General features: G+C 68.4%; 18 protein-coding genes and 1 pseudogene. 7 read left to right on the top strand and 12 right to left on the bottom strand.

The window, feature by feature from the left end; translation table 11 throughout:
* Window positions 1–105: 105 nt before the first annotated feature.
* From SNAS_RS16575 to SNAS_RS37660, 6 genes and pseudogenes are all read right to left on the bottom strand, one after another.
* The gene (locus SNAS_RS16575; RefSeq protein WP_013018598.1) at window positions 106–1,599 is read right to left on the bottom strand and encodes a glycoside hydrolase family 30 protein; all 1,494 of its coding nucleotides are present in this window, start codon (window positions 1,597–1,599) and stop codon (window positions 106–108) included.
* Between the two features lie 47 nt (window positions 1,600–1,646).
* Window positions 1,647–2,246 (bottom strand): TetR/AcrR family transcriptional regulator, encoded by a 600-nt coding sequence (locus tag SNAS_RS16580; protein WP_013018599.1) that lies wholly within the window; start codon window positions 2,244–2,246, stop codon window positions 1,647–1,649.
* Window positions 2,247–2,254: 8 nt separating this feature from the next.
* A complete protein-coding gene (locus SNAS_RS16585; RefSeq protein ID WP_013018600.1) occupies window positions 2,255–3,454 on the bottom strand; it encodes an MFS transporter in 1,200 nt (399 codons plus the stop codon).
* Between the two features lie 51 nt (window positions 3,455–3,505).
* Entirely contained in the window at window positions 3,506–3,811 is a 306-nt protein-coding gene (locus SNAS_RS36760; RefSeq protein WP_244409027.1) for a cupin domain-containing protein, read from the bottom strand.
* A 47-nt stretch (window positions 3,812–3,858) separates the two neighbouring features.
* Entirely contained in the window at window positions 3,859–3,996 is a 138-nt protein-coding gene (locus SNAS_RS36765) for a hypothetical protein (protein WP_169313890.1), read from the bottom strand.
* Between the two features lie 344 nt (window positions 3,997–4,340).
* A pseudogene (locus SNAS_RS37660) lies at window positions 4,341–4,511 on the bottom strand (hypothetical protein); the annotation flags it as partial.
* On the opposite strand from SNAS_RS37660, the gene SNAS_RS16600 reads away from it, so the two are divergent.
* A complete protein-coding gene (locus tag SNAS_RS16600; RefSeq protein WP_013018602.1) occupies window positions 4,456–4,857 on the top strand; it encodes a winged helix-turn-helix transcriptional regulator in 402 nt (133 codons plus the stop codon). The pseudogene SNAS_RS37660 and the gene SNAS_RS16600 sit on opposite strands and share 56 nt — an antisense overlap.
* Before the next feature lie 9 nt (window positions 4,858–4,866).
* Here SNAS_RS16600 and SNAS_RS16605 read toward each other — a convergent pair whose 3' ends face one another.
* Window positions 4,867–5,928 carry a PQQ-dependent sugar dehydrogenase gene (locus tag SNAS_RS16605; RefSeq protein ID WP_013018603.1) on the bottom strand — a complete coding sequence of 354 codons (1,062 nt, stop codon included), beginning with the start codon at window positions 5,926–5,928 and terminating at the stop codon, window positions 4,867–4,869.
* Window positions 5,929–6,141: 213 nt separating this feature from the next.
* On the opposite strand from SNAS_RS16605, the gene SNAS_RS16610 reads away from it, so the two are divergent.
* Complete coding sequence (locus tag SNAS_RS16610; RefSeq protein WP_013018604.1) at window positions 6,142–6,939, top strand: SAM-dependent methyltransferase; 798 nt, start codon at window positions 6,142–6,144, stop codon at window positions 6,937–6,939.
* On the opposite strand, the gene SNAS_RS32875 is transcribed toward SNAS_RS16610, so the two are convergent.
* The gene (locus SNAS_RS32875) at window positions 6,936–7,697 is read right to left on the bottom strand and encodes a class I SAM-dependent methyltransferase (protein WP_013018605.1); all 762 of its coding nucleotides are present in this window, start codon (window positions 7,695–7,697) and stop codon (window positions 6,936–6,938) included. The two genes, SNAS_RS16610 and SNAS_RS32875, sit on opposite strands and share 4 nt — an antisense overlap.
* A gap of 26 nt (window positions 7,698–7,723) precedes the next feature.
* Entirely contained in the window at window positions 7,724–8,950 is a 1,227-nt protein-coding gene (locus SNAS_RS16620; protein ID WP_013018606.1) for a CobW family GTP-binding protein, read from the bottom strand.
* 62 nt (window positions 8,951–9,012) lie between these two features.
* Here SNAS_RS16620 and rpmB point away from each other — a divergent pair, with 62 nt between their 5' ends.
* From rpmB to SNAS_RS16635, 3 genes are all read left to right on the top strand, one after another.
* Window positions 9,013–9,249, top strand: coding sequence for a 50S ribosomal protein L28 (gene rpmB, locus SNAS_RS16625; RefSeq protein WP_013018607.1), 237 nt, complete (start codon window positions 9,013–9,015; stop codon window positions 9,247–9,249).
* Complete coding sequence (gene rpsN, locus SNAS_RS16630; protein ID WP_013018608.1) at window positions 9,249–9,554, top strand: 30S ribosomal protein S14; 306 nt, start codon at window positions 9,249–9,251, stop codon at window positions 9,552–9,554. The genes rpmB and rpsN overlap by 1 nt, the downstream gene beginning before the upstream one ends.
* Window positions 9,555–9,638: 84 nt before the next feature.
* Window positions 9,639–10,913, top strand: coding sequence for an ArgE/DapE family deacylase (locus SNAS_RS16635; protein ID WP_013018609.1), 1,275 nt, complete (start codon window positions 9,639–9,641; stop codon window positions 10,911–10,913).
* 3 nt (window positions 10,914–10,916) lie between these two features.
* Here the strand turns inward: SNAS_RS16635 and SNAS_RS16640 are convergent, their stop codons facing one another.
* A complete protein-coding gene (locus SNAS_RS16640; RefSeq protein WP_013018610.1) occupies window positions 10,917–11,954 on the bottom strand; it encodes a hypothetical protein in 1,038 nt (345 codons plus the stop codon).
* A gap of 148 nt (window positions 11,955–12,102) precedes the next feature.
* Here SNAS_RS16640 and SNAS_RS16645 point away from each other — a divergent pair, with 148 nt between their 5' ends.
* Entirely contained in the window at window positions 12,103–12,714 is a 612-nt protein-coding gene (locus SNAS_RS16645) for a type III secretion system chaperone family protein (RefSeq protein WP_013018611.1), read from the top strand.
* On the opposite strand, the gene SNAS_RS16650 is transcribed toward SNAS_RS16645, so the two are convergent.
* Window positions 12,692–13,285 carry a TetR/AcrR family transcriptional regulator gene (locus SNAS_RS16650; protein ID WP_013018612.1) on the bottom strand — a complete coding sequence of 198 codons (594 nt, stop codon included), beginning with the start codon at window positions 13,283–13,285 and terminating at the stop codon, window positions 12,692–12,694. The two genes, SNAS_RS16645 and SNAS_RS16650, sit on opposite strands and share 23 nt — an antisense overlap.
* 77 nt (window positions 13,286–13,362) lie before the next feature.
* On the opposite strand from SNAS_RS16650, the gene SNAS_RS16655 reads away from it, so the two are divergent.
* A complete protein-coding gene (locus SNAS_RS16655; RefSeq protein ID WP_013018613.1) occupies window positions 13,363–14,940 on the top strand; it encodes a carboxylesterase/lipase family protein in 1,578 nt (525 codons plus the stop codon).
* Window positions 14,941–15,508: 568 nt separating this feature from the next.
* On the opposite strand, the gene SNAS_RS16660 is transcribed toward SNAS_RS16655, so the two are convergent.
* A complete protein-coding gene (locus SNAS_RS16660; RefSeq protein WP_013018614.1) occupies window positions 15,509–16,486 on the bottom strand; it encodes an aldo/keto reductase in 978 nt (325 codons plus the stop codon).
* Window positions 16,487–16,556: the final 70 nt, after the last annotated feature.

The raw sequence follows: 16,556 nt of genomic DNA on the forward strand, positions 1-16,556 counted from the left end.
GGCCGGGTCGCCGCGGCTGCGCCAACGCTATGGAATCGGCGGCCGGAAGTCGTCACCTCACGGTGGACAATCGCGGGTAGCTCGCACGAGGGACGAGCCCGCGAGTTACGCTCGCCAGGTCAGTGTGGCGACAGCTCCGCTGTCGAGTGTGTACTCGATGCTCCGGCCGGACCAGCTCACCGTGAAGGTCTGCGTAGAGCCGCCGATGTTGGTGGCGACCAGAACGATGGTGCCGCCCGGGTTCTTGAACGCCACATTGTGGATGTCACCGGCGTTGTCGCTGCCGATACGCACCGCCCCGGGTCGGACGTACTTCGTCATGTGCCCAAGGTTGTAGTACTCGGCGTTTCGCGTGACGGTGGTGCCGTCGATATGAACCACCCCGGTGCACTTCCCCGTGGTGCTGTTGCCGCAGCCGCCGTTCGCCGGACCACCCTGGGAGTTGAGCGCCAGGTTCCAGTTGATCGCCGCACGAGCCCAGTTGCGGGTCGTCCCGATCGTGACGTTCTGGGCATGCCAGCGCAGAGTGTCCGAAAAGTACTTCGCGGGACTGTCGTCGTTCCCGTGCCAACCCGAGCATTCGGTGAACCAGATGTCCTTGTCGGGGAACGAATCATGCAGCGCCGTTTGGGCATCGGGACTGCCCGCATAACAGTGATACGCGGTGCCGTCGATCCACGTCACGGCCTGGCTCTTCAAGACGTCGTACGGGTAGCGAGGATTGCCCCCAGGATCGTCAGGGTGCAGCGCCCAGTTGTGGTCGAACGACAGGATCTTGACGTGCCCGTACCCGGCGTCGTCGAGCATCGGGCCCAGCTTCTCGATGATCGCGGCCTGGTGTTCCACGGGCATGTCGGTACCGGGGTATCCGTCAGGGTCGCCGTGTTGGGGTTCGTTTTGGACAGTCAGCGCGTAGATGGGAACTCCGGCGTCCTCGTAGGCTTCGACGAACCGCAGCAGGTACAGCGCGTACGCGGCGAAGATGTCAGGGTCGTCCTTGAGCCGTCCGCCGATGGTGGAGTTGTTCTCCTTCATCCAGGCCGGTTGGCCCCACGGTGTGGCCATCACTTTCAAGCTCGGGTTCAGGGCACGAGCTTGCCGCAGCAGCGGCAGGATCCGGACTTCGTCGTGCGCGATGCTGAATCGCGACATGTCGAAGTCGGTTTCGCCGTCGGGCAGGTCGTTGTAGGTGTAGTGCGGGCCGTCGACGAAGTCGGAGGAGCCGATCGGCTGGCGCAGGAAGCTCATTCCGATGCCGTCGGTCCGGTCGAACAGCGACGCCATCACGTCGTCGCGCTGCGACTCGGAGAGGCTGTACAGCAGCGACGCCGACGAGTCCGTCAACGACGCGCCGAAACCGTCGATGCTCTGGAAGCGTTGGCGCTCATCGACAGTGATCGTCGTTTGGTTCGAGCTGCCGTGGCGCCGGAACACCGGGCTGGGTCCGGGATCCAACAGTCGGGCCCGGTCGGGCGTGGTGATCCAGGACGAGACCGTGGTGCGCGGCCAGGTCGCCTGCGCGGAACTCGGCACGAGCGGAACGAGCACCAGTGCGATTAGGACGGTCAGCCAAGCGGCGGGGTTCTTGGATAGAGCCACGGTCGTCACCTTCCGTTACCGAAATCTACCCAAAACAGTCATATCTGTCAATACATGCCCAGCACCATTGTCGTGAGTTCGTCGAGTTCGGACTCGTCGAGTGGGGCTTGTCCGGTGAGCAGTCGGTGGTACAACGGGCCCAGCGCCACGCTGACGGCGAAGGCGACCTTCGGATGTGTTCGCGGGAGGTCGAGGATCGTCGCCATGCCCGCTTGGTCGCGTTCGCGTTGGGGGTCGCCGAATCGTTGGGCGAAGTGGGCGGCGGCGGCCGGGTCGAGCTGGGCGTGTCCCAGCAGGGCCCGCAGTACCTGTCCGGCGGGCTGGGTGAGGAAGGCGTTGACCCGACCCAGGTGGTGGCGCAGCCGGACGACGGGTGGGTCCTCGTCTTCGGGCGGCCAGGCCAGGTTGGTGTCGGCGTCGTCGACGAGGGTGTCGATGAGAATGTCGACTTTGGATTTCCACCATCGGTAGACCGTCTGTTTGGCGACTCCGGCTCGGGTGGCGATGCCTTCGATCGTCACGCCGCTGAAGCCCTTCTCGGCCAGGAGATCGTCGGCCGCGTGCAGCACGGCGAGCCGGGCGCTGTCGCTGCGTTTGGGGCCGGTGCGGCTCACCACCGTCGGCCCGTCCTTCTCGCCGCCTGACACTTCGACTCCTATTCCCGGCCGCCGACCCGAGCCGGTTCGGCGTCGCGTTGGCTCCACAGCAGACTGAACAGCACCACGGCCGCTCCTGCGGCGACCACGGTGCTGAGGGTTCGCGCCGCCACCGGCAGGCTGGTCGCCTGGGTGACCAGACCGACGCCGACCGCCGGCAGCGCCAGCATGGTGTACAGGATCGCAAAGAAGGTCGACACCGACGCGCCGCGGTGTTCCGGTCGGCTGCGCGTGGTGATGGCTGACAGTCCGAAGGCCATCGCGATGCCGGTGGACAGGCCGACGGTGGCCGCGCCGCACAGCAGCAGCGGCCAGGACGTGAGGCTGACGGCGGTGCCGACCAGGGCGGCCGCCGCGATCAGTCCCAGACAGGCGGCCGGAAGCCGAAAGCCGGAGGGCAGGGCTCGCGCCAGGAACTGGCCGAGGGCGGTGGACAGGAACGCGGTGGCCACCATGGCTCCGGTGACCCAGTGTCCGGCGTCGGGAACGACGGTGTGCAGGAACTTCCCGGTCAGCGCGGTCAGCACCCCGAGGACGGCGAAACCGGCGGAGGCGGTGGCGGCCGAGCGGGTGAAGTCGGCGCGGATCTCACTGGGGAAGTGCAGCTTCTGCATCGCGAACCGGGACCGGGCGCGTGCTGTCTCCGGCAGCGGCCACAGCGCGAGCGACGCCAGCAGGGCCAGCGCGGCGGTGGCCCACCACGGGGTCAGCAGTGGCTGGGAGGTCCCGTCGGCGATCGCGCTGGCGAGGAACGCGCCGCCGGCGAGCCCGCCCATGTTGGCCCACAGCGCCACCGAGGCCGACCGTATCGGCCCGTCCGGTGGGATCAGTTCGCTGAGCGCGGCGGTGGCGGCGCCGGTGATCAGGGCGGCCGACAGGCCCGACAGCACCCGGCCGATGAGGAGCATCGTGGTTCCGGTGGCCAGCAGGAACACCGCCGCGGCGGCCAGCGACAGGGTGAGGGCGATCAGCATCGTGGGCTTGCGTCCGATCTGGTCGGCGAGGCGGCCGAACACCAGCAGCCCGCACACGACGCCGGCGGCGTAGACGGCGAATATCACCGTGACCATGGGTGCCGAGAAGCTGAACTCGTTCTGGTACAGCGGATACAGCGCGGTGGGGACGGTGGTTCCGGCCATGCATATCCAGAACGCGAAGGCCACCGAGGTGGCGGCGAACCGGCGGGGTGACGCGGTCATGAGGTCTCCTGACGTGTGAGTGGGAGACCTAGACTAGACTAGACGTTGAGTCTAGTCTAGGGAGAGTCCCGTAGTGCTGTCAACGTGCGCGGGGATCTCGCCCTCGTGGCGGTCGCCGGTCGTGGAGGTGCCCTGGGGTTCGAACATCAGGATCGAGCCGCCCGGCGAGGAGGGCTTGTCCTCGGTGCCTCGGGGCACGACGAACACGTCGCCTTGGTGCAGCGCCACGGTCGTCTCGGCGCCGTCGACGTCGCGCAAGGCGATGTCGAAGCGGCCGTCCAGCACCAGGAAGGTCACGCTCGCCGAGGCCGCGCTGCGATTGGACCGGTCGGTGCCGCATCTGGTGCGCAGTTTCAAGCGGCACGTGTCGGTGACGCCGGGACGGTACCGGGCCAACGCGCGGTTCAGCTGAAGGCGGCGATGTGGCGCTTCGCCCAGTCCGCGTAGGGGCGCGGCTCGCGGCCCAGCACCCGTGCCACGTCCGGGCTGACCTGTTGTTCCACCTCGGTGGGGGTGCCCAGCACGCCGAGCACCGCTTCCACGGCGGGTTGGGAAGGTAGGCCAGCATCTGTCGCTCCACCTCCTGGCGGCTCTGTTCCTCGAATCGCACCGGTTGTCCGAGGAGTTCACTGAGGACGGCGGTTTGCTGCCGAGGCGAGATGGTGCGGGGCCCCGTCAGCAGATAGGTCTGCCCCACGTGGGTGGCGTCCAGCAGTGTCGCCGCGGCGGTCTCGGCGATGTCGAGCGGGTCGATCATCGGCAGTCCGACTTCCGCGAACGGGGCTCGCACGACCCGTTCGGAGCGCACCGATTCCGCCCACTCCAGCGTGTTGGACGCGAAGCCGCCCGGCCGCAGTATGGTCCATTTCAGATCGCTGGCGCGCAGTTCGTCCTCGAAGGCGACCATGGGGACGTGTATCGGCGACCAGGGCCGGGTCTGGGTGAGTTGTGAGGTCAACAGCACGATCCGCGCCACGCTGGCGTCGCGGGCGGCGGCCAGGATGTCGGCCGGTGCGCCGTTGCGTTCGTGCGAGCCCTGCGGGCCACCCAGTGGCACGGATCACGCGCAGTGTCCACTTCGGCAGGCGCTCGAGCACGTGACGAGTCGTTGGGGTACCTGGATCCTGATCGAGTTGCGCGACGGGCCGCTGCGCTTCCACGAGTTGCGTGACCGCATCCCCGGCGTCAGCGAGAAGATGCTGTCCCAGACGCTGCGTCCGCTGCAACGCGACGGTTTCGTGTGGCGCGAGGTCGAACCCACGATTCCGCCGAAGGTCACCTACGGCCTCACCACGCGCGGCGAAGGCGCGGGCAAGCCGCTGGCGGAGCTGTTCGATCACCTGATGGACAACGCCACCGACATCGTCGACGACCGGGCCGCGTGGGACGCCAGGTCGGCGTAGCAGGACGCCTCAGTCGATCTCGAAGCTCAGTATCCGGTCATCGTCGGCACCGGGATCGCCGCGGCCGTCGGTGTTGTTGGTGAGCATCCACAGTGATCCGTCGGGGGCGACGACGACGTCGCGCAGCCGGCCGAACTCCGCCACGAAGTGTTCGGCCGATGTGGACGGCTTGTCGAGCGGGACCTCGAAGAGCCGCTCCCCGCGCAGGTTGGCGATCAGGGCGGTGTCGCCGGTGATCGCCATGCCGCTGGGGCTGGCCTCGGCGGGTTCCCATTGCTGGACCGGGTCGGTGAAGTCCTCGTCCTCGGCGATGCCCTCGACCTCGGGCCAGCCGTAGTTGCCGCCCGGCTCGATGACGTTGAGCTCGTCCCAGGTGTCCTGCCCGAACTCGGTGGCGTACATCGTGCCGTCCTCCGACCAGGCCATGCCCTGTGGGTTGCGGTGGCCGAAGCTGTAGACGAGGGAGTCGGAGTCCGGGTTGTCGGACGGGACCTCGCCGTCGGGCGTCATGCGCAGGATCTTGCCCGACAGGGATTTCCGGTCCTGCGCGGTCTCGGGTTCTCCGGCGTCGCCGGTGGTCACGTACAGCATCTTGTCGGGGCCGAACGCGATCCGGCCACCATTGTGGTAGCTGGCCGCGGCGATCCCGTCGAGCAGTTCCTTCGGCTCGCCCAGTTCCAGGGCTCCGGCCTCGCCCTTGATCGGGTACCGCTCGACGCGGTTCTCCCCGGCTCCGGTGGAGTACACGAACAGGTCGTCGTCCTTGACGGCCAGGCCGAGCAGGCCGCCCTCACCTTCACCCGCGACGCCATCGATCGTGGCGACCTCGCGGGGGTCGCCGTCCTTGTCGAGTTCCAGGATCTTTGCGGAGTCGCGTTCGCTGACCAACGGCGTCGAGCCATGGAAGGCGATCGACCACGGTGCTTCCAGGTTGTCGGCGACGACGTCGGGATCGCCGGTGTCGGAGGGCTTCGCGCCCTTGTTCGACGATGGAGCGGGTGCGCAGGCGGTCAGGGCCGCGATGGCGAGGATGGCGCCGAGCAGCGTTCCCGTCCGTCGTTTCGTCGTCATGTCTGGCCTGTCTCTCGATGGACTGAATCTATTGTATTCAGTCCATGGGTTGTCGGGGCCGCTGTCGCGCCGCCCGGGGTGTCCTCGCTGGGTGCCGACGCATCGACCGCGCTGGTTTTTGTATGGTTGTGGTGTACGCCACCGGATGCGTCCGTGTCGAGTTCGATCCGGTGGGCGCCACACATCGTCCCCGCCTCATGAGGAGCATGCTCCATGACCGACCAGTCCCCACCCAACATCCGCACCGACATCCCGCACTCGGCGCGTATTTGGAACTACTGGATGGGCGGCAAGGACAACTACAAGATCGACCGGACCGTCGGTGACATGAGCCTGCGCATCGACCCGGGGATCGCCACCATGGCCACGGAGTCGCGCCGGTTCCTGATGCGCACGGTGTCCTATGTGACCAGTACAGGGCGGATGCGCCAGTTCCTCGACATCGGCACCGGTCTGCCGACCATGCAGAACACCCACGAGGTGGCGCAGAAGCGGGCGCCGGAGTCGAAGGTGGTGTACGTCGACAACGACCCGGCCGTGCTGGCTCACGCCCGGGCGTTGCTGACCAGCACCAGCGACGAGGGAGTCACCGACTACATCGACCGCGACTTCCATGATCCGGATCAGATCATCGCCGAGGCCCGCAACATCCTGAACTTCAAGAAGCCGATCGCGGTCATGTTCATGGGCGTGCTCGGCCACGCCGAGAGCGTCAAGGAGCAGCAGCGGATCGTGTCCACTGTGATGGACGCGGTCCCCTCGGGCAGCTACCTCATCTACTGGGACGGCACCACCGACAGCGACGCCTACGTGAAGCTGTGCGAGGAGTACGCCAAGACCGGCGGCGCCCCGTACATCCCGCGCTCCCGCGACGAGATCCGCGCGGTCTTCGACGGCCTCGAAATGGTCGACCCGGGCTTCGTGTCCATCACCGAATGGCACACCAACGAGGCCGACATCGAGGACAGCGAGCCGATCTCCGCCTACGGCGGCGTGGCCCGCAAACCCTAGCGCCGCACCGTGGTTCGCAAGTAGGCCACCGGAAGCCGGTACCCGGAGCCGTCGGTGACACCGGCGGCGGTGAAGCTCGCCGTCACCTCGTCCACCAGTCGCGGCCAGGTGCGGTCGGCTTCCAGGGCCTCGCGGACGAGGACCATGCCCGGTGTCAGGGTGGTGATCTCCTCCACGGCCTGGTTCAGGCTCGGCCAGCGCACGTCCACGACCCGGACCTCGGTGTCGACCGGGGTGCCGAAGAAGGCGGCGACGCGTTCGGGTGTCCCCCAGTCCTCTATGGCGGGTCCGGCGGCTTCCGGTGGCAGGTACGCCGAGGCCAGTGTTCGCAGCATGCCGAACGGGGACTCGGGGGTCCAGGCCAGGACGGCGATGGTGCCGCCGGGCGCGCACACGCGTCGCAGTTCGGCGGCCATGGCGGACGGGTCGGGGGCGAACATCGCGCCGAAGGCCGAGGCGACGACGTCGAAGGACGCGTCGGCGAACGGCATCGCGGTCATGTCGGCTTCCCGCCAGGCGATGTCGGTTCCGGCCGCCCGCGCCCGGGCGTGGTCCAACAGGGACGGTGAGGCGTCGAGGCCGGTGGCGACGGCTCCGGTGCGCGCGGCGGTCAGGGCCATCGCCCCGGGACCGCAGGCGACGTCCAGAAACCGGATCTGCGGGCGTGCCAGGTCGCGGGCCAGACTGATTCCGGCGCTCGACCAGCGGTCGCCGACGGTGGCATAGTCGCCGAGACTCCATACTTGTCCAGGTTCCATGGGTGTCCCTTCAGGTCGGTGTGGTTTCACGAGGGTTCGTCGGTGGGGTCGTCGAGGCAGCCGGCGAACGGGTCGTGCCAGGTTCGCCAGGTCTCCTCGCCGGTGGACAGTTCGGCGTCGGTCAACAGGCAGGTCGTCAGGGCGCGCTGTAGGTCGACGGCGTCGAAGTCGAGGCCCACGAAGTCCAGTTTGATGCCCCGGTCGCCGTAGTAGGGGTCCCATTCGAGGTCGGCGGTGAGGCGGCGGCGGGGGCTGACGTCGTCGCGGTCCTCGTCGGGGAGGCTGGCCAGCCAGTGGCCCAGCGATCCCATGGACAGCCCGCCTCCGGCCGATTCCCAGGCGACGGCGTGGTCGGGTTGGCTGGCCAGCCACAGGTGGCCGCGTCCGCGCAGGGTGTGGTCGGCGATGGTGCCCAGCAGCGCGTGCAGCCGTCCGGGGTGGAAGGGGCGGCGGGAGGCGAACACCAGCGACGAGACACCGCAGTCGGGGCTCGGGTCGTGGACGCCGATGGGGTATCCCTCCAGTCCGCGCGCGAACACCTCGGGGGTGTCGGCGTCGAAGCGACGGGTGTCGCGCAGGTTCGCGGTGTCGGCGACGTGCACCGCCCACGGCGCGAGTCGTCGCGTCAGCACCGACAGCCGGGTGGTCTCGAAGTCGCCGTCGCCGCCGGTGATCAGGACGGTGTCGGCGTACTCGACCTGGCGGGCGGCCACGTCGGCAACCGTGCGCAGGTCGTTGTCGGCGGCGGCCAGGCCGCGGTGGCTGAGGTCGTCGTCGCTGCGCAGGTCGTCGAGGAAGGTGGCCGCGTCGATCACGGCGACCACCGAGTCCAGCCGCACCAGTTCGGTGACCGGGCGGCCGTCGATGTGGCAGTAGGCGCAGGCCGCCGCCAGCGCCGAGGGTTCCAGGGTGGACGGTATGACCAGCGCGATGTCGCGGCCGGGGTGGTTGTCGGCCAGTCGCGCCAGTGTGGGCAGTACGTCGTCGCGGACGGTGCAGGCCAGGCAGCCGTGGTCAAGGTGGACCGTGGCGTCCTCGATGGTGTCGGTCGCGGTGGTCACCAGGCGGCGCACGATGCCGGACTCGAGGCGCGACACGTCGTGGGAGACGACCAGCATCGTGGGGTCGGCGGCGGCCAGTGCCGTGGCGACGGCGGCGGTCGGCTCGGGTCGGAACCCGGTCAGCACGGTGACGCCGGGCCGGGTGTCGGCCTGGGTCGCGGTGGTGCCGGGGGCGGTGATCGGCGACGTCATGGAACCTCCTAAGTTATTGAAAACGATTGTCATTATAGTTTAGGTGATCAGGAGGTTGATCCATGACCCGACGTTGCGACGTCACCGGGGCCGGCCCCGGCTTCGGGAACTCGGTCTCGCATTCGGCGCACCGCACGAGACGACGCTGGAACCCCAACCTGCAACGGCGGCGGTACTGGCTGCCCAGTCAGCAGCGGTGGATCCGGCTGCGGGTCAGCGCCAAGGCGATCCGGACCATCGACCGCGACGGGATCGAAGCCGTGATCGCCCGGGTTCGCGCCGCGGGAGGAAAGCTCTGATGGCCAAACGTTCGGTGGTGCAACGTCAGAGCAAACGCGAACGGCTGGTGGTCCGCCACGCGGCCCGCCGCGCCGAGCTCAAGGCCGTGATCGCGCATCCGGACACTCCCGGGGCGATGCGGACCGCGGCGGTGCGGGCGCTGTCGCGGCTGCCGCGCGACTCGTGTCCGGCGCGGCTGCGGCGTCGCGACGTCGTCGACGGACGGCCCCGGGGCACGCTGCGCCGCTTCGGGCTGTCGCGCATCCGGTTTCGCGAGCTGGCCCGGCGCGGGCAGTTGCCGGGCGTGCGCAAGGCGTCCTGGTAGGACACCCGGTGGGGGTGGGCGACATGTGCCGGTGATCAGGGTACGGTTGCCGCCCCCGCGTCCGGGCGACCACAGGAGGCACCGATGACCACGGCGATCACGGCCACCGAGGCCAAGGCACTGGCGGCCGTCGACGAGACGATGATCCGCGAGCTGCTGCTGGAGTACCTGGCCATCCCGAGTGTCACCGGAACCGCTGACGAGTCCCGGATGCAGCACGTCCTGGCACGGCGCCTCGAACTGCTGGGCCTCGACGTCGACCTGTGGTCGATGGACCTGCCCGCGCTGCGCGCGACCCCGGGGTTCCCCGGCACCGAGGCGCCCCGGGAGGAAGCCTGGGGCCTGGTGGGAATCACCGACGCCGACCGCGACGGGCCGACGATGATCCTGCAGGGGCATGTGGACGTCGTGCCGCCGGGTGATCGCGGCAACTGGGCCCAGGATCCGTTCACGCCAACGGTTGTCGGCGATGTCGTGTACGGCCGGGGCGCGTGTGACATGAAGGCGGGGGTCGTGGCGAACCTCGCCGCGCTGGCCGCGATCAAGGCTAGCGGGGTCACGCCGCCCGGGCCGGTGGCGGCGCATCTCGTCGTCGGTGAGGAGGACGGCGGCCTGGGGGCCTTTGGGACACTCCAACGTGGGCACACCGGCGACGCTTGCGTCATCACCGAACCCACCGGCGGAACCCTGATGACGGCCAACGCCGGTGCGCTGACGTTTCGCGTCGAGGTGACGGGCAAGGCCACTCACGCCAGCACCAAGGACGCCGGGGTCAGCGCCATCGACGCCTACAGCCCGATCGCCGTGGCGCTGGCCGAGCTGGAATCGCACCGCAACAACGCACCGGACCCGTTGTTGAGCGAGTACGCCACGCCCTACGCGCTGTCGGTGGGAACCCTGCGCGCCGGGGACTGGGCCAGCAGCGTGCCCGACCTGCTCGTCGCCGAGGGCAGGCTCGGGGTGCGACTCGGCGAGGATCCCGCCGCCGCGCGCGCCGAGTTCGAGACCTGCGTGGCCGACGCCTGCGCGCGGGATCCGTGGCTGCGTGATCATCCGGCCGTCGTGACCTGGCCGGGCGGCGCGTTCGCCAGCGGCAGGCTCGCGGCCGGGCATCCGTTGCGCGACATCGTGGCTGGCGCGTTCGCCGACGCGACGCGTCGCCCGCGTCCGCGCGAACGCGGGGCGCCCTACGGCAGCGATCTGCGGCTGTACGCGGCGGCGGGGATCCCGACCTTGCAGTTCGGTCCCGGCGACGTCGCGGTGGCGCACAGCCCGCGCGAGTGCGTCAAGCTGTCCGACGTCGCCGAGGTGGCGCGGACGCTGGTACTCACGGTCCTACGTGGAGGATCGGTGGCCTGACGGTCAGGCCGTGGACAGTTCGGTCATCAGCGCCGCGGCGGCGCGCGCGTCGGCCTCGGAGTGCCGCCCCAGGCCGCACGCGGTGGCCACGGCGTGGCTGCTCCGGTCGGCGGCGGCCTCGAACAGGGCGAGGGCCTTGCGGGAGTCGTCGGGCTGGTTCTCGTCGACGATTCCAGCCACCAGCGGCCAGTCGGCGTGCACCGAACCCAACGCGGCGTAGAACTGTGGCCGCACCGGCGGCGGCTGCGAACCGTAGGCGGCCGGGACGTGTACCGGCGGTATGGCCCGATTCTGCGCGCGCAGCCGGGTGTGCAGCGCGTTGAGGAACACGTCCACTCCGGCCAGATCGCGGGGCGCGACCAGTTCCCGGTCGTTCAGGTTGCCGTAGCACAGGTGCAGGATCAGCCGGGCCTCCTGCGGCAGCCGCTCCACGAACCCCGCCATCTGGGCCGCCAACCGCCGCGCGACGAACCCCCGCAGCGGGCGCGGCGTCTTGTTCAGCAGCACCAGTACCGTCGGGGCCTCCAGTTGCCACACCAGGTCGTCGCCGTCGGTGGCGTGCAGGTCGGTCACCTCGGCGGCCAGCGCGTCGGCGTAGGTCGCGACGTGTTTGAGCAGCACCGGACGCTGTCCGAAGGTGAACAGCGACAGGTCGAGTGGGCTGGGCAGGCTCTGCTGGAACGGAACCCCGTCCAGCCGGGAGTCGTCGGCGACCAGTTCCCGGTACACGGCCAGGTTCTGGCGGATCCGCTCGGCCCGGCGCATCGACACGTGCGACGCCGTCAGTTTCACCCCCGACTTGACGCGGTAGCGCTGCTGTTTGTCGTAGTCGCCCCAGTCGCCGGACTGGACCACCTCGAGGGCCTCGCCGCGTTCGGCCAGGCCGAGCAGGAACTCCACGATCCACCGTGGATCGCTGTCCCACGGCAGTGTCGAAAGCCCGGCATCGGCGCTGTGGTCGATGATCCAGCGCATGCCGTCGCGCGGGCTCGTGTTGATCTCCGGGGGCAGACTGCCCACATAGTGCACCAGTCGGGACATGGCCACCACCTGTCCTATCGCGGCTGAGCGTAGTCCTTTTCCGCACCGGCCACAAGATCTCTCGCCTGTCGGCTCGTTTGAACGAATTCTTATCGCCCGCGTGGACGATCGATCCGTTCCGCTGCCGACGAAGACAGAGTTGGAGACCATGGATTCGACCGAGATCGACCGGATCGCGACGACCAAGAACGAACGCCGACAGTGGGCAGCCGACAACGACTGGCGGTACCGTGACGAGGCGCCGGAGCTGTTGGACCGATGGGAGGTCAAGCCGTTCACCGAGCCCAGCGACGATCGCATCGCCTTCGGTGTGGTCGCCGGGAAGGCGCACGGCGTGGAGTTCACGGTCTTCGACTACCACCATCACTCCAGGAAGAACGGCTATCAGGTGGACACCGCGTGGGTGGTGCCGCTGGGCGTCGAGGTGCCGCGGTTCCAGATCTTCAAGGACGGCGAGGTCAATTTCCAGGACGTCAAGGCCGGAACCTCTCCGGCACCCATTCTGGACAGATATCTGCGCTACGACTACCGGATCGCGCTCACCGACTCGGAGATCGCCAGGTGGGTTCTCACCCCGCAGGTCCTGGAGATCATGGTGGAGCACCGGATCCACAACTGGGCCCTGTCGGGCAGCGATCTGGTCTGCACCAGGCATCCCATCCTCAAACGCATCAAACCGAAGAAGATCCTCAAGGTCATCGGAGGGCTCAGCGCGCTGCGGTTCGCGCTGTCACACGTCACTGATGACAAAGGTCGGTGATGTGGGTCGTCAGTATGTGCCGCAGGTGTTCCGGCGTCGCGACGTCGGGTCGCACGACACCGTGCATCGCCAGGCCGTCGACCAGGGCGTGCAGCCGGGCGGTCTCGGTGACCACGTCCAGTCCGGTGCGGGCTTGCCCGAGTTCGACCAGATGGGTGAGCAGTTCGGTGAACAGGTGGTGGACGCCGTCGAAGGTTTCGTCGTTGAGGGAGCGCAGCGCCGGGTCGGTCAGGGCGGCGCCGAGGAACGCCAGCCACACCTCGGTCTCGACGCGGCGGTCCTCGTCCAGGGGCATCACCGCCTCGGCCAGTTCGGCGATCATGTCCGGTCCGTCGAGGTTGCGCGACACCACCGACATGCGGTCACGGATGCGTTCGCCCACCATGGCCAGTGAGAAGGCCAGCAGTTCCGCCTGGGTGGTGAAGTAGTGCCGCAGCGAGCCCTGGGACAGTCCGGCTTCGCGCGCGACGTTGCGTACTGAGGCCTGGGACAGGCCGTCGCGTCGGATGATCCGCCACACCGCCTCGGCCAGTTCGGCGCGGCGGGCTTCGCGGTCGACGACTTTGTACATGGGAAAAGTTATAACACAGCTGTGCTACTGTATTCATGTAACACAGCCGTGCTATAACTTTTTCGGGAAGGACCCCCATGTCTCACAAACGTCCCGCCGCAGTGATCGCGGCGCTCCTCCTCGCGCTGGGGTTGGTCGCCTGCGCCGAACCGGCCGCGTCCGCCCCCTCCACAAGGGTTGAAACCGCCGACGGGCCGGTGCGCGGTGACGATCGCGGCGGGTACCGGACCTTCGAGGGCATCCCGTTCGCGGCTGCGCCGGTGGGTGACCTGCGCTGGCAGCCGCCGCAACCGGTCAAGCCATGGAAGGACGTCCGAAAGGCCACCGAGCCGGAGTCGCTGTGCGTACAGGCGCCCGACGACCCCGTGCCCGGCAAGCAGTCCGAGGACTGCCTGTACCTGAACGTGACCACACCGGACACCGCCACCCCCGACAAACCCAAGCCGGTCATGGTGTGGCTGTACGGCGGCGGCTTCTATCAGGGCAACGCCGCCGAGTACGACGCCCGGCGACTGGCCACCGAAGGGGACGTCGTCGTGGTCACGCCCAACTACCGGCTGGGTGTCTTCGGGTACTTCGACCATCCCGAACTCGACGACGGTGGGGCTTATGGGCTCGCCGATCAACAAGCGGCGCTGCGCTGGGTGCGCGACAACGCCGCCGCCTTCGGCGGCGATGCCGACAACGTGACGCTGTTCGGCGAGTCCGCCGGTGCGATGAGCGTGTGCGCCCAGTTGACCGCGCCGGACTCGGCGAAGCTGTTCCACAAGGCCATCATGCAAAGTGGAAACTGCCTGATCGAGTGGCCGTCGTTCACTGAGGACTCCCGAGGCCAGTCACCGTTCGAATCGGCCAAGGACAACCGGGCACTGGGAAGCGAGACCGCCGCCGAGGCGAACTGCGACAAGAAGAAGGACCCGATCGCCTGCCTGCGTGAGCAACCAGCGGACGAGCTCACCGACAGGATGCGGGATTTCACGCCCGGGTACGGCAACTCGGTCCTGCCGCGCCATCCGGCCATCGCGTTGCGCGACGGCGACTTCAACCAGGTGCCGATCATCATCGGCAACACCCGGGACGAGGCCCGCACCTCCATCACGGGAGCGGTCGAGTCACCGCTGTCGAAGGCGGCCTACACCGAGGCGCTCACCGAGGACTTCGGCGAGAGGGCCGAAGCGGTGGCCCGGGAGTATCCGCCCGGTTCCGACGACAACGGGCTGACCTACGCCAAGGTGAACACCGACCGCACCTGGGCGTACTCCACGCACCGCACCCGCCAGATCCTCGCCGAGACGGTGCCGACGTTCGCGTTCGAGTTCGCCGACCGCGAGGCTCCGTACTATCCCGGCATGGTCGAGACCGGTTACCGGTACGGCGCCTTCCACGGCTCCGAAGTTCCCTACCTGTTCGACATCCACGGTGTCGACATGGAACTGTCACGGCCGCAGGCGAAGCTGGGCGAACGGATGATCGCCTACTGGACCCGGTTCGCCGCCACCGGCGACCCCAACGGCGGAAACTCACCACAGTGGAGCCACTTCGAGTCCGGCTCGCGGCACGTGCAGTCACTGGCCCCGGGCAAGGACGGCATCGCAGCGGCCGACTTCGAAACCGACCACCACATCGAGTTCTGGACCGAGCACCTGAATGACTAGGTTCCCATAAGATCAACGGTTTCGGGGCAAGGTGGCTACCGGTAAGGACGCTCGGACGCCACATCGCTTACGCCCCAAGTTAACCCGATGGAGTCTCGCACCCCGGGACTTCTCGGGTTGTCCCGTGTCGACTACATGATTAGCCTCGACAGTCCGGATTTCTCACTGTTCCGACCAACTGAAACCGCAGCAGCTAGCAGCCGCATCACGGGCCATCCCGGTCGACACGAACGGGCGCGTGGGAGATGACTCGAAACCTAACCTGATCGGCCGTCTCGAACGACTCCGCCGCATGGCCACCCGCTGTCGGATTGCCGCCCCCGGCTGGAACAGGGGCCGGGCAGTTCGCTGCCGACCTCCCGCGAGATCGCCAGTTCCCTGCGTGCCAAGGGACACCGGCTGTCGCCACGCGCGGTCGACGCCCACATCGACTACCTGCTGGACAAGCTCGACGCCCGGCCCCCGGCGATGATCGGGGCGGCAACCGGCGCGGCTGGAAACGTGAAACCCTCGTCGCCCGGGCGCTGCGGCTGCGACTGCTGCCGCGCCGCGGTCAGTTCTCGCTGACCTAGAAACCCGCCACCGGGTGCGGGACGTAGGGCCGCTCCAGTTGGTCGACCTCGGCCTCGGTGAGTTCGATGTCGATGGCTCCCAGGGCATCGGCGAGCTGACCGGGCTTGGTGACACCGACGATCGGGGCGGTGACCGCCGGACGGCTGGCCAGCCACGCGAGGCTTACCTGCGCTCGGGAGACACCCCGGGTCTCAGCGACCTGACCGACGCCGTCGATGATCGCCCGGTCGGCGTCATCGTATCCCTTGTAGAGACTGTCGCCGAAGGCGTCGTCCCCGGTTCGCCGCGTCTCGACGCCCACCGGCCGGGCCAGACGGCCCCGCGCCAGCGGGCTCCACGGCAGCGATCCGATGCCCTGGTCCAGGCACAGCGGCAGCATCTCCCGCTCCTCCTCCCGGTTGAGCAGGTTGTAGTGGTTCTGCATCGTGACGAACCGCGTCCCCCCGTAGGCGTCGGCGGTGAACAGCGCCTTGGCGAACTGCCAGGCGTACATAGACGAGGCGCCGATGTAGCGGGCCTTGCCTGCCTTCACCACGTCGTGCAGGGCTTCCAGGGTCTCCTCGATCGGCGTGTTCGCGTCCCAGCGGTGGATCTGGTAGAGGTCGACGTAGTCGGTGCCCAGCCGACGCAGGCTGGCGTCGATCTCGGTCAGGATCGCCTTGCGCGACAGTCCACCGCCGTTGGGGCCCGGCCGCATCGCGCCGAAGACCTTGGTGGCGATGACGAGCTCGTCCCGGCGGCCCATGTCCCGCAGGGCGGCGCCGACGATCTCCTCACTGGACCCGTCGGAGTAGACGTTGGCGGTGTCGAAGAAGTTGATGCCCGCCTCCAGGGCGTCGCGGATGATCGCGCGACTGTCCTCTGTCCCGAGTGTCCAGGTGTCGGCACCGCGATCGGGTTCGCCGAAACTCATGCAGCCCAGGCAAAGGCGGGATACTTCCAGTCCGGTTGACCCGAGTCGGACGTACTTCACGGCGATCCCTCCATGGGTGTTGTGAACACTTCCGCCAACCACGATAGGGGGTCGGACGGAGGGTTTCGAG

Origin of the sequence: Stackebrandtia nassauensis DSM 44728 (assembly GCF_000024545.1) — a bacterium.
GTDB classification, from domain to species: domain Bacteria; phylum Actinomycetota; class Actinomycetes; order Mycobacteriales; family Micromonosporaceae; genus Stackebrandtia; species Stackebrandtia nassauensis.